This is a genomic window from Streptomyces hebeiensis (genome assembly GCF_052983195.1).
The window spans coordinates 2000329-2019943 of record NZ_CM129812.1 but is presented as its reverse complement, the minus strand read 5'-3'; the positions used below and the strand labels follow the sequence as shown (position 1 = coordinate 2019943).

The following is a 19615-nucleotide window of genomic DNA, read 5'->3' as shown; positions in this document are numbered from 1 at the left end:
ACTTGGACTTCGTCCATCGTAGTATCGGCTCCAGTTACAGCCAAGGGGCAGGACACGGGCAGGACGCAGCGGGAGAAAAGCCACGTTGGGTGTGGTTCCTGGTCCGTGCTCCGCGCCGAGTCCGGAAGGATCCCATGTCTGAGAACCATGAGGCGATCGTCGTAGACGCGAAGACGGAGGACGCGGGCGGCTGCCCGGTGGCGCACGGGCGCGCCGCACACCCGACTCAGGGCGGCGGGAACCAGCAGTGGTGGCCCGAGCGGCTGAACCTGAAGATCCTCGCCAAGAACCCCGCTGTGGCCAATCCGCTCGGCGAGGAGTTCGACTACGCCGAGGCGTTCAAGACCCTCGACCTCCCGGCCGTGAAGCGGGACATCGCGGAGGTGCTGACCACCTCGCAGGACTGGTGGCCGGCCGACTTCGGCCACTACGGCCCGTTCATCATCCGGATGGCGTGGCACAGCGCGGGGACCTACCGGATCAGCGACGGCCGCGGCGGCGCCGGGGCCGGCCAGCAGCGCTTCGCCCCGCTCAACAGCTGGCCGGACAACGCGAACCTCGACAAGGCCCGTCGGCTGCTGTGGCCGGTCAAGAAGAAGTACGGACAGCGGCTCTCGTGGGCCGACCTGCTGGTTCTCGCCGGCAACGTCGCCCTGGAGTCGATGGGGTTCGAGACCTTCGGGTACGCCGGCGGCCGTGAGGACGTCTGGGAGCCCGAGGAGGACGTCTACTGGGGTCCCGAGCGGACGTGGCTGGGCGACGAGCGCTACACCGGCGACCGGGAACTGGAAAGTCCGCTCGGCGCCGTCCAGATGGGGCTCATCTACGTCAACCCGGAGGGCCCGAACGGCACCCCGGACCCGCTCGCCGCGGCGCGCGACATCCGCGAGACCTTCCGCCGGATGGCGATGAACGACGAGGAGACGGTCGCCCTGGTCGCGGGCGGTCACACCTTCGGCAAGACCCACGGCGCGGGCCCCGCGGACCACGTGGGCCCCGACCCGGAGGCCGCCCCGCTCGAGCGGCAGGGGCTCGGCTGGAGCAGCTCCTACGGCACCGGCAAGGGCGGCGACGCGATCACCAGCGGCCTCGAGGGCATCTGGACCAACACGCCGACGACCTGGGACAACAGCTTCTTCCAGATCCTGTTCGGCTACGAGTGGGAACTGTTCAAGAGCCCGGCCGGCGCACACCAGTGGCGGCCGAAGGACGGCGCCGGGGCGGGCACCGTCCCCGACGCACACGACCCGGCCAAGAGCCACGCCCCCACCATGCTGACGACCGACCTCGCGCTCCGGTTCGACCCGGTCTACGAGCGGATCTCGCGGCGCTTCGCGGAGAACCAGGACGAGTTCGCGGACGCCTTCGCGCGCGCGTGGTTCAAGCTGACCCACCGCGACATGGGCCCGGTCGCGCGCTACCTCGGCCCGGAGGTCCCGGACGAGGTGCTGCTGTGGCAGGACCCGCTGCCCGAGCGGAGCCATGAGCTCGTCGACGCCGAGGACATCGCCTCCCTCAAGGAGCGGATCCTCACCTCGGGCCTGTCGGTGTCCCAGCTCGTGTCCACCGCGTGGGCCTCGGCCTCGTCGTTCCGCGGCAGCGACAAGCGCGGGGGCGCCAACGGCGCTCGTATCCGCCTCGAACCGCAGCGCGGCTGGGAGGTCAACGAGCCCGACGAGCTGGCGGCGGTGCTGCGCACCCTGGAGGGCGTCCAGGAGTCCTTCAACGCCGGCCGGACGGACGGCAAGCGGATCTCCCTCGCCGACCTGATCGTGCTCGCCGGAGGCGCGGCGATCGAGAAGGCCGCCGGGGAAGCCGGGTTCGACCTCGAGGTGCCGTTCGCGCCGGGACGCGTGGACGCCTCGCAGGAGGAGACCGACGCGGAGTCGTTCGCCGCGCTCGAACCGACCGCCGACGGGTTCCGCAACTACCTCGGGAAGGGCAACCGGCTCCCGGCCGAGTACCTGCTGCTCGACCGGGCGAACCTGCTGACCCTGAGCGCTCCCGAGATGACCGTTCTGGTCGGTGGCCTGCGCGTGCTGGGCGCGAACCACCAGAAGACGCCGCTCGGCGTCTTCACCGAGACGCCCGGCGTGCTGACCAACGACTTCTTCGTCAACCTGCTGGACCTGGGCACGACATGGCGGGCCACGCCCGGGGACGCGAACACGTTCGAGGGCACCGACGCCTCGACGGGCGAGGTCAAGTGGACCGGCAGCCGGATCGACCTCCTCTTCGGCTCGAACTCCGAGCTGCGCGCGCTCGCGGAGGTCTACGCGAGCGATGACGCGAAGGAGAAGTTCGCGCACGACTTCGTCGCGGCGTGGGACAAGGTGATGAACCTCGACCGGTTCGACCTCGCCTGATCACGCAAGGCACAGCTCATTGGGCCCGAACCGGTTCGCCGGTTCGGGCCCGAGCTGCTTCCCGCTCCCCGGCGTCAGGACGACCGCGGTTGCCGCAGCCCCTGGAGGAGCAACTCGACCAGTCGGCGGGGATCGTAGCGGGGATCGCTGTCCCGTCCGATACAGAGGTTGCCGATGCCGCGCATCAGTTCGTAGGGCCGCGTACCGGCCGTGATCTCGCCGGCCTCGGCCGCGGCATCGAGCAGTTGCGCGCAGACGGGCACCAAGCGGTCGAGGAAGTAGGTGTGCAGCGCCTCGAAGCCGCTGCTGTCCGACTGCATCGCGTTGGCGAGTCCGTGCTTCGTGACCAGGAAGTCGACGAAGAGGTCGACCCACTGCCGGAGTGCCGCGAGCGGGGAGCCGGCGTCGGCCAGCAGGGCCGGACCGGCCTCGGCGCAGGCCTCGACCTGGTGGCGGTAGACGGCGACGACGAGATCCGCCCGCGTCGGGAAGTGGCGGTAGATCGTCCCCATTCCGACCCCCGCTCTGGCCGCGATCTCCCGGATCGGCGCGTCGACGCCGGACGTGACGAACACCGCGGCGGCGGCGGTGAGCAGTGCCTGCTGGTTGCGCTGCGCGTCGGCCCGCTTGGTCCGGGTGCTCCGGGCCGGCCGCCCCTCCCCGGAGCTGCTTGTCGTGGGCACCACGCTCTCCTTCCGATGACCGTTGACAAAGCGGAACAGTGCTCCGTATATTAATCGGAACGACGCTCCGCTTGAAGCTTAGCCGGAGCCGGACGCTACTGACGGCCTGCCCCGCCCTCGGCACGCACGAGACCGCCGGCAGAGGGCCAGTGAATGGACTTCGCAACATGAGTGAATCGACCCCGACATGCCCCGCCGACCTCTTCGCCTCGCCCGCCCCCGTCCTCTCCGTCAGCCCGGTGGTGCTGTCGGTTCCCGGCCGAGCCGTGGACCTGGAGGTACGCGTCTCCGCGCCCGTGACCGGCAGTGATCTCCCGGTCATTCTCCTCTCCCACGGCCAGGGCTACTCGAACCACCTCTCCTCGCTGAACGGTTACGCCCCCCTCGCCCACTTCTGGGCGGCCCACGGCTTCGTCGTGATCCAGCCCACCCACCTGAGTTCGAGGACGCTGAGCCTGGCCCCCGGCACCCCCGGCGGACCCCTGCACTGGCGATCACGGGCCGAGGACATGACGCACGTCCTGGACCGCCTCGACGCCATCGAGGCCGCCGTCCCACAGCTCCTCGGGCGTCTGGACCGGAGCAGGGTGGCCGTGGCCGGGCACTCGATGGGCGGGCACACCGCGAGCCTGCTGCTGGGCGCCCGGCTCACCGACCCGGACGACGGAACGGAAGTGAACCTGGCCGAGCCCCGGATCAGGGCGGGCGTCCTGCTCGCCGCGCCCGGCCGAGGCGGCGACGCCCTCAACAGCTCCACCGCCGAGAGCTTCCCCTTCTTCCTGACCACGGACTTCTCGGAGATGACGACGCCCACGCTCGTGGTCGCCGGCGACAAGGACGATTCCGCTCACCTGTCGGTCAACGGCTGGGAGTGGCACACCGATCCGTACGTCCTCTCCCCGGGCCCCAAGTCGCTGCTCACCCTGTTCGACGCGGAGCACGGGCTCGGCGGCGTCTCGGGATACGACGTGGCCGAGACCACCGACGAGAGCCCCGAGCGGGTGTCCGCGGTCCAGCGGCTCACCTGGGCGTACCTCCGCACCGAGCTCTACCCCGGTGATCCCGCCTGGAAGGAGACGTCCGCCGCGCTGACGACCGGCCCCGACGCGCTCGGACGGATCGAGTCCAAGTAGACCGCCGCCCCGCCGACGCGCCAGCGCCCTTCCGTACCCCTTCCAGTGCGCCACGCCACGAGCTGAACGCGCGGCGCATATGAACGGCCGTCGGCCGCGCCTTCCCGGAGGGGAACAGCGCGGCCGACGGCGCTCTGTGGGGGCAAGCTTCAGTAGGACGAGGTCCGAACGTCCGCCACGCCCGTTGCCGCATCGGACAGGCCCCGTGCGTACGAGGTGTTCGGGTCGTAGTCGTAGACCTGTGGTGTGTAGCACTGAGTTTGGCCCGTGTAAACGGTGCAACTGTATGTGCGGCCGTCGTTGTTGCGTACTACCCACGCCTTGGAACACGCAAGGCCTGCGGCGCTGCCGCAGTCCCACTGCTGCAGCCGCAGCGTGATACGCGCCCACGCGGTCTTGCAGGAAGAACTGAAGCGCAACTCGATCGTGCCGAGGCTGTTGCCGGGGCGGTTGGTCAAGGCCGCGGAGGCGACGGTGCGACCGCTGGAGGAGCAGCCGGTTGCAGACGGGTCCGTCCCGTCATAAGCGTGAGCTTGCGCCGATCCGGAATGGGCGAAAAGCAGGGCGATTGAACCCCCGACAATTGCCAGACGACTCAGAATCCGATTGCGTCTTATCACGACATGGCTTCCCGGGTCTGGAAGTGAGAACGTTGAAATCGTTCGCTGGAGGGGGCGCCGCAACGCAAAGGTGCGTATGCCTCAGTAAGAGGCGGTGCGCACGACCACGCCGCCGGTCACCAGGTCCAGTTCACCCTGTGCGTACGAGGTGTTCGGGTCGTAGTCGTAGACCTGCGGTGTGTAGCACTGAGTTTGGCCCTCGTAAATGGTGCAGTTGTAGGTCCGGCCGTCGTTGTTGCGAACGATCTTCGCCTTGGAACACGCGTAGCCGGCGGCCGGGTCGCCGCAGTCCCACTGTGATCCGCTGACGAGCGTCAGTCTTGCCCATGCGGTCTTGCACGAAGAACTGAAGCGCAGTTCGATCGTGGCGACGGTGCTACCGGTGACGCGATTCTTCAGCGGGGCGGAAGCCACGGTGCGACTGCTGGAGGAGCAGCCGGTTGCAGAAGGGTCAGTGCCGTCGTAGGCGAGTGCCTGGGCCTGCCCGGCGCCCGCTATCGTCAAGCCGAACGCTCCGGCAACGACGGCAGAACGAGCCAGAATTTTACGATGCCTCATCAATCCCCCCGGATATTTGATGGACTTATGCCTGCTCGGCATGTGCCAGATTCTGCCCTGTAATTAAAGGTCTGGTAAACGGTGCAACCGAATTCTGGCTGAATCGCACGGTCCTGTCCGAAGCTCGTCCCCCTGGGAGCGCGTCCCGATGTCCGGGGGCCGACTCGTCGCCGACGCGGCGACGGCGCCGGGGTGAGGGGGAACGCGGCCGCTTACGGAGGCCCTGCGCGGACGGTTCACGACCGCGAGGGCCGCTGCCCCGATCCGGGGCAGCGGCCCTCGCCGCTGATTCCGACACCACCAGGCATCTGGTCGGACATACCCGACGTCCAGGGCCGCGGCCCAGGTCGCCCGACCTCGCCTTTTAGATGTCGAAGTACAGCTCGAACTCGTGCGGGTGCGGGCGGAGCTGGATCGGGGCGATTTCCTTCGTGCGCTTGTAGTCGATCCAGGTCTCGATCAGGTCGGCCGTGAAGACGCCGCCCGCCTGGAGGTACTCGTTGTCCGCCTCCAGGGCGTCCAGGACGGCCGGGAGGGAGGTCGGGACCTGGGGGACGCCCGCGTGCTCCTCCGGGGCGAGCTCGTAGAGGTCCTTGTCGATCGGCTCGGCCGGCTCGATCTTGTTCTTGATGCCGTCCAGGCCGGCCAGCAGGAGCGCCGAGAAGGCCAGGTACGGGTTCGAGGACGGGTCGGGGGCGCGGAACTCGACGCGCTTCGCCTTCGGGTTCGAGCCCGTGATCGGGATACGCATCGCGGCCGAGCGGTTGCGCTGCGAGTACACCAGGTTGACCGGGGCCTCGAAGCCGGGGACCAGGCGGTGGTAGGAGTTCACCGTCGGGTTGGTGAAGGCCAGCAGCGACGGGGCGTGCTTGAGGATGCCGCCGATGTAGTAGCGGGCGGTGTCGGAGAGGCCCGCGTAGCCCTGCTCGTCGTAGAAGAGCGGGGAACCGCCCTGCCACAGGGACTGGTGGACGTGCATGCCGGAGCCGTTGTCACCGAAGATCGGCTTGGGCATGAAGGTCGCGGTCTTGCCGTTGCGCCAGGCGACGTTCTTCACGATGTACTTGAACAGCATCAGGTCGTCGGCCGCGGCGAGCAGCGTGTTGAACTTGTAGTTGATCTCCGCCTGGCCGGCCGTGCCGACCTCGTGGTGCTGGCGCTCGACCTCGAGGCCCGACTTCTCCAGCTCCAGGGAGATCTCCGCGCGCAGGTCGGCGAAGTGGTCGACCGGCGGGGCCGGGAAGTAGCCGCCCTTGTAGCGGACCTTGTAGCCCCGGTTGTCCTCCAGAGCACCGGTGTTCCAGGCGCCGGCCTCGGAGTCGATGTGGTAGAAGCCCTCGTTCGCGGTGGTGTTGAAGCGCACGCTGTCGAAGACGTAGAACTCGGCCTCCGGGCCGAAGAACGCCGTGTCCGCGATGCCGGTGGAGGCCAGGTACGCCTCGGCCTTCTTGGCGATGTTGCGCGGGTCACGGCTGTACTGCTCGCCCGTGATCGGGTCGTGGATGAAGAAGTTGATGTTCAGCGTCTTGTCACGGCGGAAGGGGTCGACCCTCGCGGTCGACAGGTCCGCGCGCAGCGCCATGTCCGACTCGTGAATGGCCTGGAAACCACGGATCGACGAGCCGTCGAAGGCCAGCTCGTCGGCCGGGTCGAACGCCTTGGCCGGGATCGTGAAGTGCTGCATCACGCCCGGGAGGTCGCAGAAGCGGACGTCGACGAACTTGACGTCCTCGTCCGCGATGAACTTCTTGGCTTCGTCGGCGTTCTGGAACATCCAGCTCCTCCTCCTCCCGACCCGGGGAGGGGCGGGGGTTGTCGCTCGGTCGTGCGGCCAGTGCGGTGGCACACGCTGGAGCCGACCATAGGGACCGGGGATTTCTCAAGCATGACCCATTTGTTTCGCCGAAGTTAACCGACCCGGGCGCGCGCCGGGGCGCGCAGCCGTGCCCGGTTCCCTCCGGGGGGCCTCCACGGGGGCCCACGGGGCCCCACGGGTTGAGCGGGGGCGCCGGTTCCGCCGCCTCCGCCGTGCCCCTTCCCTCCAGGCTCGCACCCCGTGCCCGACGGGCAAAGCGGTGCGCAGTACCGTGGACGGGTGGACAACAGGGAAGCAATCGGATCGTGGCTCTCGGGGCCGCGTGCCGCCGCCGAGAACATGGGCGTGGACTTCGGCTACCGGGGTGAACGCCTCGGTCTGCCCCAACACGGCCCCGGCTCCGTCGCCCCGCTCGGCCGGCGCTTCGGGGCCCTCTTCGTCGACTGGGCCATCTGCATGCTGATCGCATACGGGCTGCTCGCGGGGCGTGACTGGCAGGCGTCGGGCAACTGGGCCCTCGGCGTACTGTTCGTCATGAGCCTGCTCACCGTCGGTACGGCCGGTTTCACTCCCGGCAAGCGGCTGTTCGGGCTGCGCGTCGTCGCCGAGGAGGGCGGCAGGCTCGGCCCCGTCCGCGTCCTCGTCCGTACGGTCCTGCTCTGCCTGGCCCTGCCCGCCCTGGTCTGGGACCGCGACGGACGCGGCCTTCACGACCGGCTCGCCCGTGCCGTGCAGGTGCGCGGCTGAGGGAAGCCGAGCCGGTGCACGGTGCCGGTACCCCCGTGTACGGCTGTTGCCGGTGAACGGTTTGGACAGTGGACCTGGGCGAACGGCTGAGGGGCGGCGGGAAGAGATCCCGCCGCCCCTCAGCCGTTCGTGTCCAAGCGCTCGTGACGGCGCCGTCCTCCGGGCCTCAGCGCATCTTTCCGCCGCGCGGCATGCGCATCCCCTTCGGCATCGGCCCCTTGGGCAGCGGCATGTTGCTCATCAGGTCGCCCATCGCCCGCAGCCGGTCGTTCGCCGCCGTCACCTGCGGGCCCGCCAGCACCCGCGGCAGCTTCAGCATGGTGGTGCGGACCTTCTTCAACGGCACCTGGCCCTCGCCGTCGCCCACGATGATGTCGTGCACCGGCACGTCCACCACGATGCGCGCCATCTTCTTCTTCTCGGCCGCCAGCAGGCTCTTCACGCGGTTCGGGTTGCCCTCCGCCACCAGCACGATGCCGGCCTTGCCGACGGCCCGGTGGACGACGTCCTGGCTGCGGTTCATGGCCACCGCCGGGGTGGTGGTCCAGCCCCGGCCCACGTTCTCCAGCACGGCCGCCGCCGCGCCCGGCTGGCCCTCCATCTGCCCGAAGGCGGCGCGCTCGGCGCGGCGGCCGAAGACGATCGCCATCGCGAGGAACGCCAGGATGAAGCCCAGGATGCCCAGGTACACGGGGTGGCCGAGCCAGAAGCCGATCGCGAGGAAGACACCGAAGGTGACGATTCCCACACCCGCGAGGACAAGTCCGACCTTGGAGTCGGCCCGTCGGGTCATCTTGTAGGTAAGGGCGATCTGCTTCAGTCGCCCCGGGTTCGCAGCAGTGTCTGCGTTTTCCTTCCTCGCCATGTCTGGAAGTTTACGTGGCGCTGGAAGCCCGCTCCGACACCGCCTCCAGTACGTGCTCGGCCTCGACCCGGTCCTTCGCCCGGCGGCGGTCCTCCAGGACCGCTGTCCAGGCGTTACGGCGTGCCGTGCGCTGTCCGCCGCTCAGGAGCAGCGACTCCACGGCGCGCAGCGCGGTGGAGACGGACGGCAGGACGGCGGAGGCGCGGGTGGCACGGGCGCCGCGTCCGGCGGGCGGGTTGTGTCCGGCGGCGGGCTTACGGCTGCGGGTGGCTGAGGCCGTTGCTTCGGCGATGTCTCGTACCGGCGCGACCTGCATGATGGCGGTCCCCTCGGGAGAGCGGTGAGGCGGAGTGAGGTGCGGAAGGAATGTGCCTGCGTAGAACCGATGTGCGCGCTGCGTACGAACAGCGTCACTGATTGGTGTTACCAGGACGTGACCGACCGGTCAAACGCGGATGAAACCCTGCCGTGCCCCTGGAAACGCCACCACGGTCCGTGCGGTGCCCGCGACCTGCGAGGAGCTTACGGACCGCGCCGAACTGGCCGCTACCGGCAAGTAGTCACTTGTGCTCGGATTCACACGACGTGCCGGTGCCCTGCGCGAAGGGGGCGCGAGCGGTTCGCGAACGCACAGGGCCGTACGGTCGGCAGGTGGGCGGCCGGCCGGTACGGGGCAAGCCACGTCCGCGCCGCGCGAAGGGCCCGCGCCGTGCCGTGACGCCCGCGCCACGGAGTGACGCCCATGCCGCGCCGTAACGCCCTCGCGGCACCGGCCCTTGCCCGTACCTCCGCGCCGGACGGGTGCGGGACCCGCCCGGTTCCTCGCGGGCCCGGCGGGCCGCCCTACGCGGCCGTCGCCGAGCCGCCCCGCCGCTCCATCGCCTGCTGGAACAGCCTGCCCGCGCGGTACGACGAGCGCACCAGCGGCCCCGACATCACACCGGAGAACCCGATCGCGTCCGCCTCGTCCTTCAGTTCCACGAACTCCTGCGGCTTCACCCAGCGTTCGACCGGGTGGTGCCGCACGGACGGCCGCAGGTACTGCGTGATGGTGATCAGCTCGCAGCCCGCCTCGTGCAACTGTCGCAGCGCCTCGCTGACCTCGGCCCGCTCCTCGCCCATGCCCAGGATCAGGTTGGACTTCGTGACCAGCCCCGCCTCACGGGCGCGCGTGATCACCTCCAGGGAGCGCTCGTAGCGGAAACCGGGGCGGATCCGCTTGAAGATCCGCGGCACGGTCTCGACGTTGTGCGCGAGCACCTCGGGGCGGGACGAGAAGACCTCGGCCAGCTGCTCCGGGACCGCGTTGAAGTCGGGGATGAGCAGTTCGACCTTCGTGCGGCCCGCCTCCCGCCCCGCGGTCTGCCGGTGGATCTGGCGCACGGTCTCCGCGTACAGCCAGGCACCGCCGTCGTCCAGGTCGTCACGGGCGACGCCGGTGATCGTGGCGTAGTTCAGGTCCATCGTGACGACGGACTCGCCGACCCGGCGCGGCTCGTCACGGTCCAGCGCCTGCGGCTTGCCCGTGTCGATCTGGCAGAAGTCGCACCGTCGGGTGCACTGGTCACCGCCGATGAGGAAGGTCGCCTCGCGGTCCTCCCAGCACTCGAAGATGTTCGGACAGCCGGCCTCCTGGCAGACCGTGTGCAGCCCCTCGCTCTTCACGAGCTGCTGCAACTGGGTGTACTCGGGGCCCATTTTCGCCCGGGTCTTGATCCACTCGGGCTTGCGCTCGATGGGGGTCTGGCTGTTCCGGACCTCCAGGCGCAGCATCTTGCGTCCGTCGGGTGCGACAGCGGACACGTCCGGCACCTCTCTCTGCTGGCGCGGCATTCGATTCTTCGGCGAACACCAGGTTACGCCCGTTGTTTGCGTGGCATTACGTAGGGCCAACCGGTGGCCAAAGGGGCGCATTCCCGCCCCGTACCCGCCCCGTACCGGAGCGCCCCGTACCGAAGCGGGCGGGGCCGGGGCAGGCGCCGCGTACGACGCCGCCACCGGCTCCGGGCGCTACGCGGTCGCGCGCAGGTCGCCGACAGCGCGCCCCGGCCCGGACGAGTCCTCGGACCCGGCCCCGGGCGCGGGCCTGGCCGGGGGCGTGGGCACGGCCGGTGACATGGGGGAGTGCCCCGCCCCGGCCGGCCCCTCCGACCGCTCCCGCGGCGCCTCGCGCACGATCTCCCGCGGTTTCGGGTCCGCGCTCTCCAGGACCTCCCGCAGGTGCCTCTCCACCACCGGCAGGACCTCCGCGATCGTGATCTCGCGGCCCAGCTCCTCCGAGAGCGAGGCGACCCCCGCGTCCCGGATCCCGCACGGCACGATCCGGTCGAACCAGGTGTTGTCCGGGTTCACGTTCAACGCGAAGCCGTGCATCGTCACGCCCTTGGCGACCCGGATCCCGATCGCGGCGAGCTTGCGGTCCTCGCGGCGCTGCCCGGCGTTGGACGGGGCGTACTCGGGACCGTTGAGCCGCGGGTCGAACTCCTCGTCCGCCAGCCGGGGGTCGAAGTCGAGCGACAGCCCGGCCGGCGCGGGCCGCCGGTCCACCGGGTCGCCCAGCACCCACACGCCGCTGCGCCCCTCGACCCGCGTCGTCTCCAGCCCGAACTCGGCCGCCGTACGGATCAGGGCCTCTTCGAGCCGCCGTACGTGGGCGACGACGTCCACCGGGCGCGGCAGCTTCACGATCGGGTAGCCCACCAGCTGACCGGGGCCGTGCCAGGTGATCTTCCCGCCCCGGTCCACGTCGACGACCGGGGTGCCGTCCAGCGGGCGTTCGCTGTCCTGCGTACGCCGTCCGGCCGTGTAGACCGCCGGATGCTCCAGCAGCAGACAGGTGTCGGGGATCTCGTCGGCGAACCGGGCGGCGTGCACCCGGCGCTGCTCCTGCCACGCCTCCTGGTAGTCGACGGCTTCCTCGCCGAACCCGAGATGTACGTACCGCAGCCCGGTCGCGGGCCGGTCCGCGGCCCCGCCCACCGACTCGCCCGCCGGCTTGACCACCGGTCCGGTCGCCGGTTCGTTCGCCGGTTCGTTCGCCGGTTCGTTCGCCGGTTCGTTCGCCGGTTCGTCCTCGCGCGGCTCGCTCACGGCAGCGCCTCCTTAGAGAAGTTTTCCTCGTGCACGCGTCGCCCAGGGGCGCATCCGCCGCACCCGGCCACTGTACGGCGGCTCTCCGCGAAGCATCCCGGAGGGCGGTCCCGGGCCGGAGCCCGGTCCCGAATCGCCCGGAGGCCGGGCCTCGTACCTGGGAGGGCCTACCGAGGAGCCATCCCGTGACGGGCCGTGGCGGGGCGCCCACGGCCCACACCGGGCCGGCGGCCACGGCCCACACCGGCTCGGCGTCGCTTTTCGGCCGCGCCCACAGGGGCCCTCGGCCGTCGCCCGGCCGTCGCGCACCCGCCCCGTCCGGCGTGGTCATCACCATCGTCGCTGCTCACACGAACGGATGAATATGGGGCGAACGTAGTGGTCATGGACTTCCCGGCAGTTAAATTCGCGCCGTTCCATGTGGGCTGCTCCCGGGCCCGGAAGGCAGGAGACCGTACAGCTGATGTCGGAACGACCTCCGCAGCGCATCCCCAACCGCCAGCTCGCCGCGCTCATCGCGGAAGCCGGATTCTCCCACGCGGGACTCGCCCGCAGGGTGGATCAGCTCGGCCTCGAACACGGCCTGGATCTGCGGTACGACAAAACGTCGGTGACCCGTTGGCTGCGCGGGCAGCAGCCCCGCGGCACCACCCCCGCCCTCATCGCCGAGGTCTTCACCCGCAGGCTCGGCCGCCGGCTCTCCGCCCAGGACCTGGGCCTGGACGCCTGTGCGCCCGTCTACGCGGGGCTCGAATTCGCGTCCACCCCCGACGAGGCCATCGACATCGTCGCCGGGCTGTGGCGCAAGGACTCCGGCAGCCACACCGAGCTGCGCAAGATCGCGTTCACTCCGGCCGGTCTGGTCGTCCCGAGCCGTGACTGGCTGATCGGGCGCCCCGACGACCGGGTCGGCCATCCGGCCCTCGCCTCTCCACAGCCGCCGCAGACACCTCAGCCACCGCGGATCGCGCAGACTCCGCTGTCCCCACAGACGGCCCAGTCCGCGCAATCCGCCCAGGCCGCGCGGTCCTCGCAGCCTCCGCAGACTCCGCAGACCGGCCCCCGCGTCCCGGGAGCGCCCGGCCCGGGCGCCTCGGCCGTCCGCCCGCTGCCGGCCCAGCCGCCCACCCAGGTCCCCGTCCAAGGGCGGGGGCGCTCGGCCGGGGCGCCGGGCGGCGCACCCGGTACGGGGCCGGGCGCCGGCACCGGTGCGCTGTCCGGGCCCGGCGGTCGCACGCAGGGCAGGGCCGCCGCCGTACCCCGCCAGCAGCGCGTCGAGCGTGCGGCGGGCCAGCGCGTGACCACGGGCGACATCGCCGCCCTGCGCTCGGTCAGCGACCTGTTCGGCTCCCTCGACCAGGCGTACGGCGGCGGGCACGCCCGCCAGGCGCTCGTCCGCTACCTGGAACACGAGGCAGAACCGATGCTGCGCGGCGTGTACGGCGAGAGCACCGGGCGCCGCCTCTTCGCCGCGGCCGCCGACCTGACCCGGCTCGCGGGCTGGACCTCGTACGACATCGCGGCCCACGGACTGGCCCAGCGCTACTTCGTCCAGGCGCTCCGGCTCTCCCAGGCGGCCGGGGACCGCGTGTACGGCAGCTACGTCCTGACCACCATGAGCCGGCAGGCCGTCTACCTGGGCCACGGCCGGGAAGCCGTCCAGCTCGCCCGCGTCGCCCAGCAGGGCGTCGGCGCGTCCGCCCCGCCGGTCGTCCAGGCGCTGCTGCACGCCGCCGAGGCGCGCGGACACGGGGTGCTCGGCGAGGTGCGGGCGTGCACCGCCTCGCTCGTACGCGCCGAACGGGCCCTGGACTCCGCCCGGACCGGCGACGACGTGCCGTACTGGGCGCGCTTCTTCGACGAGGCCCAGATGGCCGACGAACTCGGCCACTGCCACCGGGACTTGCAGCAGTACCGCGCGGCGGCGCAGCACGCGGAGCGCTCGCTCCAGCTGCGCGCCCCCAAATACGCCCGCAGCCGACTCTTCTGCCGGGTCGTCCTCGCCTGCGCCCGGCTCGGCCTCGGCGAGCTGGACCAGGCGTGCCTGCTCGGCGCGGAGGCGGCCCAGCAGGCCACGGAGATGCGGTCGGTGCGCGCGGTGGAGTACGTACGGGACTTCGAGCGGCGCCTGGAGCCGTACCGGGACGCGGCGGCGGTACGGAACTACCGCGACCGGGTGGCGGCGCTCGGCTGAGCGGTGCCGTACCGCGCCTTCGGGGGCACGGGAGGCGGCGCGGGAGTTGGAAGCCGGTCCCGTCCGGGGTGATCGACGCCGGACGGGACCGGAGTTGGCGGGGTGGGCGGACGCGGCGCCCCGCGCACCACGTCGGGCCGCTGAGGGGACCGTGCGGCGTACGGCCCGCACCCTGTACGGCACTTGTGCCGCGTCCGGCACCCGCGCCGCGTACGGCGCTTACGCCACCGCGGGCAGTCGCACCGGCCCGGCCGCCGGACGTACGCCCAGGTCGCGCAGGAGCGCGTGGGCGGCGCGACGGCCGGAGAACAGCGCGCCAGGGACCGTGTTCATGTCGCGGTGGTCCCCGCACACGTACAGCCCGGCCAACAGCCGTACCGGACGCCGCAGATCGTGCGGCGGCGGCATGGCCGGCACGGCCTCCGGGTCGTGGTGGACCGCCAGCAGCTCCCAGCCGTCGGTCGGTGTCCCGTACAGCCGCGCGAGGTGCGCGCGTACGGAACGGTCCAGTTCGGCGGCGGGGGGAGGGGTGCCCAGCACCGTCGAGGTGATCAGCGCCCGGCCGTACGGGGCGCGCGAGGGATCGACCTCGCTCATCACGGCGGTGTGCGCGACCGGGCCGCCGCGGTCGGCGTCCAGCAGGAGAGCGGGGTCGGTGAGCGGCGGTACCGGAGCGGTGTGGTGCAGGACCGTCACGGCGTGGAAGTCCGGCACGCGCAGACCGGGCAGCAACTCGGCGGCGGCGGACGCGCCGGTCGCCAGGACGAGCGAGCGGCAGCTGATCTCGCCGTGCTCCTTGGTGGTCACGCAGTTGATCGACGTGTCCGTGACACAGACGCCCGTACGGACCGTGCCGGGCGGCAGCGAACGCGCCAGCAGCTCCGGCAGCGCGGCGGCGCCGCCGGCCGGGACACAGAGCCTGCCCCGGGCGAACGCGCGCAGCGCGAGGTCGGCGCAGCGGCTGGACGTACCCAGCTCCGGATCGCTGAGCAGCGCGGACAGCAGGGGCCGCAGAAAGCCGTTGACGGTGCGGGAGGGCAGCCCGCGGGCCGACAGCGACTCGGCGGCGGTGAGTTCGGGCCGGGCGAGCAGCCGCGTCGTCGGGGTGCCCGCGAGGCGGTTGAGCGCGGCGCCGAGCCGGGCCTGGTCGACGGCGCCGCCGAGCGGGGGCCGGGGGGCGCTCGCCAGGGCGCGCGCAGCGGTCAGTGCGCTCCGTGCGCTCCCCACCGCACCCGTGCGGAGCGAGCCCCGGGGACCGGCCGTGGAACGGGTGACATGGGCGGTACGAGTGGCGTGCGCGGTACGGGAGTTGCGGTTACCGCGCGCGGCCCCGACGGCTCCGGTCCGGTAGTTGCGGCCGTCACTGTGGACGAGCACGCCCGGCGCGAACATCCGCAGGGTGACGCCCTCCAGGCCGGGGGTGCGCAGCAGTTCGGGGTACGAGGTCGTCAGGAGCCGGCCGCCGCGGTCGAGCAGGAAGCCGTCGACCCGGTCCGTGGCCATGCGCCCGCCGACGCGCGGCGCGGCCTCCAGGACGGCGACCGTCACGCCCGCGCTGGTCAGATGGTGAGCCGCCGCCAGACCTGCGATCCCGGCTCCGATGATGACGACATCCACGTCGTGTGCGGATGTGTTCCGATGTGCGGTGCTGAGCACGTGCCCCTCCCCGAGGTCGGCGCGGCTGGTGATTCCCGGACGAGCGTAGGGAGGGGAGGCGCGGGCCGCGCACGCGCGTGCTGGGGGTCACCGATGCATGGGGGTGGCACGGAGGCGCCTCCCCGCGGGGGCCGAGGGCACGGGAGTGCGGCGGGCGCGGCCACCGCGGGCGGTTCCCCCGCCCGACGCCCTGTCCCTGCCCCTTGCCGCCGTCGCGCCGCCCCCGCCGGCACCGCCACCGCGCCGGCCGCCCCGGCCGGGCTTCCGGCGACCCGGCCCGGCCTTCGGCCACCGGGCGCGGCCACCGGGCGCGGCCTCCCGCGGGGCCCGCCCCGGCCTCCGGCTTACGGAAGCGGCTCGCCGACGGCCGAAGGGCACCCCGTACAGCCCCGCCCCCCGCCAGAATGCGTCACGCCGCGCGGATCGCGTCCTCGATCGTCGGGAACGCGAACGTGAACCCCGACTCCGACAGCACCCTCGGCACCACCCGCTGGCTTCCCAGGACGTCCCCCGCCAGGCCCCCCAGCACCGCCCGCAGGGCCACCGCCGGCACCGGGAACGGCGTCGGGCGGTGCAGTACCCGGCCCATCGCCGCCGTGACCTCACGGTTCGTCACCGGCTCCGGAGCCGTCAGGTTCACCGGGCCGTGCACCGACTCCGTCTCCAGCAGGTGCCGCAGCGCCGCCACCTCGTCGTGCAGCGCGACAAAGCTCCAGTACTGCCGCCCCGAGCCCAGCCGTCCGCCCAGACCCGCACGGAACAGCGGGAACAGCCGGGCCCACGCGCCACCCTCGCGGGAGACCACCAGGCCGGTGCGGGCGAACACCGTCCGTACGCCCGCCTCCTCCGCCGCTCCGGCCGCCTCCTCCCAGTCCACGCAGAGCGACGGGAGGAAGCCCTCACCCGGCGGCGCGCTCTCGTCCACCACCCGGTCACCCGTCTCGCCGTAGAACCCGATGGCCGACCCGCACAGCAGCACCCGGGGCGGCGGGTCCAGCGCGGCCACGGCCTCCGCGATCGCCGCCGTGCCGAGCACCCGGCTCTCGCGGACGTTCTTCTTGTGCGCCTCGCTCCAGCGACGGTCGGCGATGCCCGCGCCGGCCAGGTGCACCACCGCCTCGCAGCCGTGCAGCCCGCGCAGGTCGACGTACTGGCGCACGGGATCCCACTCCACCTCGTCACCCGCGCGGGAGGGGCGCCGTACCAGGCGGGTGACCTCGTGGCCGTCCGCACGCAGGGAGTCGACCAGCGCGGATCCGATGAGCCCGGTGGAACCGGTGACAGCGATCTTCATGCCCCCATCCTGCCCTTCCCCGGCCGCCCCGCATGGCACAGTTGCCGCCATGTCCGACCTACGAATACGGCCCGCCGACCACGCGGACGACGACGCGCTCGCCGACCTCGACCGGCGCACCTGGTCCACGCTCCACGCGGTCACGCCCCGGCCCAGGGAGCCCTACGGGCCCTTCTTCGACGTTCTGCACCCGGTCGAGGAGTTCCTGGTCGCCGAGGCCGACGACGACCGCCTCGCCGGTTACGTACGTGTCGTCCGCCCCACGCCGCTCGTCAGCAACGCGCACGTACGGCAGATCCAGGGCCTCGCCGTCGACGAGTGGGCGCGTGGCCGGGGAGTGGCGCGGGCCCTGCTGCGCGCGGCGGCCCTGCACGCCCGCAACCAGGGCGCGCGGCGGCTCACCCTGCGGGTGCTGGGCCACAACACGCCGGCGCGCCGGCTCTACGAGAGCGAGGGCTTCGCCGTGGAGGGGGTCCTGCCCGGGGAGTTCCTGCTGGACGGCCGGTACGTCGACGACGTGCTCATGGGCGTCGCGCTGACGTTTGAGCCGACGTCCACGCCGACGTGACGCGGCGCCTCGGGAACGCCGGGCAGCGCCGGAACCCCGAGCGGGAACCCTGAGCCGATCCCCGATCCCCGATCCCCGAACTCCGGACCGGATCGAGGCCCCGGCGGACCGGCCGCGCCCCGCCTCATTCCGTCCCGAAGCGCTCCCACAGCCCGGGGAACCGTCGCGCCAGCGCCGCGTCGTCCTCGAAGTCCACCGGCGTGCCCTCCGGCTCGGCCGACTGCGGCGTGATCCCCAGGTCCGGGGCGACCACGCCCGTGAGCTGTTCGTACGCCTCGTCCGCCGCGTACCCCAGCTCCTCGCCGTCCCCGTCCAGGTCCTCGTCGAACTCGTCCAGCAACTCGGCCAGGCTGTCCGGGTCGTGCAGCGCGCCCTCGAAGACCTCCCGGCCCTGCCCGATCAGCCAGCAGCGGAAGTAGTCGAAGGCGTCGTCACTGGCGCCGCCCAGCAGCACGGCCGCCGCGGCCCACAGATCCCACCGGTACGCACGGTTGTAGCGGGACTCGAAGTGCCGCGCGAAGTCGAGCACGGAGTCGGGGTCGAGCGTCAGCAGCCGTTCCACCAGCAGATCGGCATGGTCCTCGGGGTCGCCCTCGGCAGCCTCGCGGGTGCTGTCGACGATCTCCCAGAACTCCGTCTCGTCCATCACGGGTACAGCATCGTGCTTGGTGCGGGGCAGTGCACGCTCAGGCGACGAAATGCGGGGCGTTTCCTCAAGCTTCCCCCGCTTCCCGGGCTCCCGCGCGCCGGTTCTGACATGATCCCGTCGAGTTTCCCGGCCGCGGGTCCCTGCGGCTCACGCCCGGTGCGCGTCGCGCGTCCCGTCCCCGGCGCCCTCGGCGGGCCCTCCGTCCAGCCGGCGGACGGCGGCACCGCACGCGCTGATCGACGCGGCGCCCGCGGACTCGCGGTCGCCACCTACCCGTACAGCTTCCGCAGTTCCTCCGCCGCCTCCGCGAAGCGGTCCCTCAGCGTGCGGGGCGCCAGGATCTCCCCCTCGGGTCCCAGCGCGAGCAACTGGTCGTACGCCACCTCCTCCGACTCCACGGGCAGCGTGACCGTGATCCGGCCGTCTCCGTCCGGTGGGTCCGCCGCCTCGATCGACGCGTGGGCGGCGGCGCGGTCGGTGAGATGGGGCAGCCGCCGGGCGCCCTCCCGCGTGAGCCGTACGACGACCTCCGCCCGCAGCAAGGAGCGTGCGAACTCCGCCGCGCGCTCCTCCCAGAAGGCCGGGAGGTCGAAGGAAGCCTCCCTGGAGAAACGTTCCTGCAAGGGCTCGGCCGAGACGAACCGGTCGATCCGGTAGACCCGGAAGGTCCCCTCGACCGCCGCGCACAGGTACCAGACACCCGCCTTGAGCACGAGGCCGTACGGGGCCAGCCGCCGCTCCACGTCGGTGTCCTCGCGCCGGTACCGCGTGCGCAGCAGCAGGTCGCCCCAGACCGCCTCCGCGATGACGGGCAGCAACTCGGGCGTCTCCGGCTCGTGGTACCACCCCGGGGCGTCGAGGTGAAAGCGCTGCGCCGCCGTGTCCGAGGCGTCCCGCAGGGACGGCAGCAGCGCCGCCGACACCTTGAGCCGGGCCGCGGAGGAGATGTCGTCGAGGCCCATCTCGCGCAGCGCGCCCGGCACTCCGGACAGGAACAGCGCCTCGGCCTCGCCGCGCGCGAGCCCCGTCAGCCGGGTGCGGTAACCGCCGATCAGCCGGTAGCCGCCCGCCCGGCCCCGGTCCGCGTACACCGGGACCCCGGCCTCGGAGAGCGCCTGGGCGTCCCGGGTGATCGTCCGCTCCGAGACCTCCAGTTCCCGGGCCAGCTCACCGGCCGTCATGGAGGGTCTGGACTGAAGGAGGAGCACCATTTTGATCAGCCGGGCAGCGCGCATGCCCCCCATGATGCAGGGGAGCCCCCGTCACCGTGACAGGGGCCCCCAAGAGCGGTCACCAAAGAACCACTGGTTCGTCGCTCAGCGCGCACGGAGCACGTTCAACGGTCCGCGTTCATCGGGCAAGCACGCTCGGCTCCG

General features: G+C 71.9%; 16 protein-coding genes and 1 pseudogene. 5 read left to right on the top strand and 12 right to left on the bottom strand.

Annotation, left to right across the window (positions count from 1 at the left end; genetic code table 11):
• The first annotated feature begins 134 nt into the window (after positions 1-134).
• Positions 135-2366, top strand: a complete 2232-nt coding sequence (gene katG / locus ACU6P3_RS08620; RefSeq protein WP_447196600.1) for a catalase/peroxidase HPI — start codon at positions 135-137, stop codon at positions 2364-2366.
• 74 nt (positions 2367-2440) lie between these two features.
• On the opposite strand, the gene ACU6P3_RS08615 is transcribed toward katG, so the two are convergent.
• Complete coding sequence (locus tag ACU6P3_RS08615) at positions 2441-3049, bottom strand: TetR/AcrR family transcriptional regulator (RefSeq protein ID WP_447196599.1); 609 nt, start codon at positions 3047-3049, stop codon at positions 2441-2443.
• Positions 3050-3216: 167 nt separating this feature from the next.
• Here ACU6P3_RS08615 and ACU6P3_RS08610 point away from each other — a divergent pair, with 167 nt between their 5' ends.
• Positions 3217-4182, top strand: coding sequence for an alpha/beta hydrolase family protein (locus ACU6P3_RS08610; protein ID WP_447196598.1), 966 nt, complete (start codon positions 3217-3219; stop codon positions 4180-4182).
• Between the two features lie 149 nt (positions 4183-4331).
• Here the strand turns inward: ACU6P3_RS08610 and ACU6P3_RS08605 are convergent, their stop codons facing one another.
• The 3 genes from ACU6P3_RS08605 to glnA all read right to left on the bottom strand — a co-directional run bounded on the left by ACU6P3_RS08605 (position 4332) and on the right by glnA (position 7134).
• Positions 4332-4802, bottom strand: coding sequence for a DUF2690 domain-containing protein (locus tag ACU6P3_RS08605; RefSeq protein WP_447196597.1), 471 nt, complete (start codon positions 4800-4802; stop codon positions 4332-4334).
• A gap of 81 nt (positions 4803-4883) precedes the next feature.
• Positions 4884-5402 carry a DUF2690 domain-containing protein gene (locus ACU6P3_RS08600; RefSeq protein ID WP_447196596.1) on the bottom strand — a complete coding sequence of 173 codons (519 nt, stop codon included), beginning with the start codon at positions 5400-5402 and terminating at the stop codon, positions 4884-4886.
• Between the two features lie 322 nt (positions 5403-5724).
• Complete coding sequence (gene glnA, locus ACU6P3_RS08595) at positions 5725-7134, bottom strand: type I glutamate--ammonia ligase (RefSeq protein WP_030746189.1); 1410 nt, start codon at positions 7132-7134, stop codon at positions 5725-5727.
• Positions 7135-7455: 321 nt separating this feature from the next.
• On the opposite strand from glnA, the gene ACU6P3_RS08590 reads away from it, so the two are divergent.
• Positions 7456-7923, top strand: a complete 468-nt coding sequence (locus ACU6P3_RS08590; RefSeq protein ID WP_447196595.1) for an RDD family protein — start codon at positions 7456-7458, stop codon at positions 7921-7923.
• Between the two features lie 166 nt (positions 7924-8089).
• On the opposite strand, the gene ACU6P3_RS08585 is transcribed toward ACU6P3_RS08590, so the two are convergent.
• The 4 genes and pseudogenes from ACU6P3_RS08585 to lipB form a co-directional block, all read right to left on the bottom strand.
• Positions 8090-8788: a DUF4191 domain-containing protein gene (locus tag ACU6P3_RS08585; protein WP_344275794.1), complete on the bottom strand. Its 699-nt coding sequence runs from the start codon at positions 8786-8788 to the stop codon at positions 8090-8092.
• Positions 8789-8798: 10 nt separating this feature from the next.
• Positions 8799-9005 (bottom strand): annotated as a pseudogene (locus ACU6P3_RS08580) (SCO2195 family GlnR-regulated protein); the annotation flags it as partial.
• 626 nt (positions 9006-9631) lie between these two features.
• Positions 9632-10591 carry a lipoyl synthase gene (gene lipA, locus ACU6P3_RS08575; protein WP_344275791.1) on the bottom strand — a complete coding sequence of 320 codons (960 nt, stop codon included), beginning with the start codon at positions 10589-10591 and terminating at the stop codon, positions 9632-9634.
• A 207-nt stretch (positions 10592-10798) separates the two neighbouring features.
• Positions 10799-11734: a lipoyl(octanoyl) transferase LipB gene (gene lipB / locus ACU6P3_RS08570; RefSeq protein WP_447197812.1), complete on the bottom strand. Its 936-nt coding sequence runs from the start codon at positions 11732-11734 to the stop codon at positions 10799-10801.
• Between the two features lie 607 nt (positions 11735-12341).
• Between lipB and ACU6P3_RS08565 the strand changes: the two genes are divergently transcribed.
• The gene (locus ACU6P3_RS08565) at positions 12342-14072 is read left to right on the top strand and encodes an NsdA family TPR-like regulatory protein (RefSeq protein ID WP_447196594.1); all 1731 of its coding nucleotides are present in this window, start codon (positions 12342-12344) and stop codon (positions 14070-14072) included.
• Positions 14073-14291: 219 nt separating this feature from the next.
• On the opposite strand, the gene ACU6P3_RS08560 is transcribed toward ACU6P3_RS08565, so the two are convergent.
• Both ACU6P3_RS08560 and ACU6P3_RS08555 read right to left on the bottom strand, forming a co-directional pair.
• Positions 14292-15728 (bottom strand): NAD(P)/FAD-dependent oxidoreductase, encoded by a 1437-nt coding sequence (locus ACU6P3_RS08560; protein ID WP_447196593.1) that lies wholly within the window; start codon positions 15726-15728, stop codon positions 14292-14294.
• Between the two features lie 409 nt (positions 15729-16137).
• Positions 16138-17022 (bottom strand): TIGR01777 family oxidoreductase, encoded by an 885-nt coding sequence (locus tag ACU6P3_RS08555; protein WP_344285453.1) that lies wholly within the window; start codon positions 17020-17022, stop codon positions 16138-16140.
• Between the two features lie 49 nt (positions 17023-17071).
• Here ACU6P3_RS08555 and ACU6P3_RS08550 point away from each other — a divergent pair, with 49 nt between their 5' ends.
• Positions 17072-17590, top strand: coding sequence for a GNAT family N-acetyltransferase (locus ACU6P3_RS08550; RefSeq protein ID WP_447196592.1), 519 nt, complete (start codon positions 17072-17074; stop codon positions 17588-17590).
• Between the two features lie 124 nt (positions 17591-17714).
• On the opposite strand, the gene ACU6P3_RS08545 is transcribed toward ACU6P3_RS08550, so the two are convergent.
• Together ACU6P3_RS08545 and ACU6P3_RS08540 are read right to left on the bottom strand one after the other, a co-directional pair.
• Complete coding sequence (locus tag ACU6P3_RS08545) at positions 17715-18236, bottom strand: DUF4240 domain-containing protein (protein ID WP_447197811.1); 522 nt, start codon at positions 18234-18236, stop codon at positions 17715-17717.
• Between the two features lie 272 nt (positions 18237-18508).
• Positions 18509-19474 (bottom strand): helix-turn-helix transcriptional regulator, encoded by a 966-nt coding sequence (locus ACU6P3_RS08540; protein ID WP_447196591.1) that lies wholly within the window; start codon positions 19472-19474, stop codon positions 18509-18511.
• Positions 19475-19615: the final 141 nt, after the last annotated feature.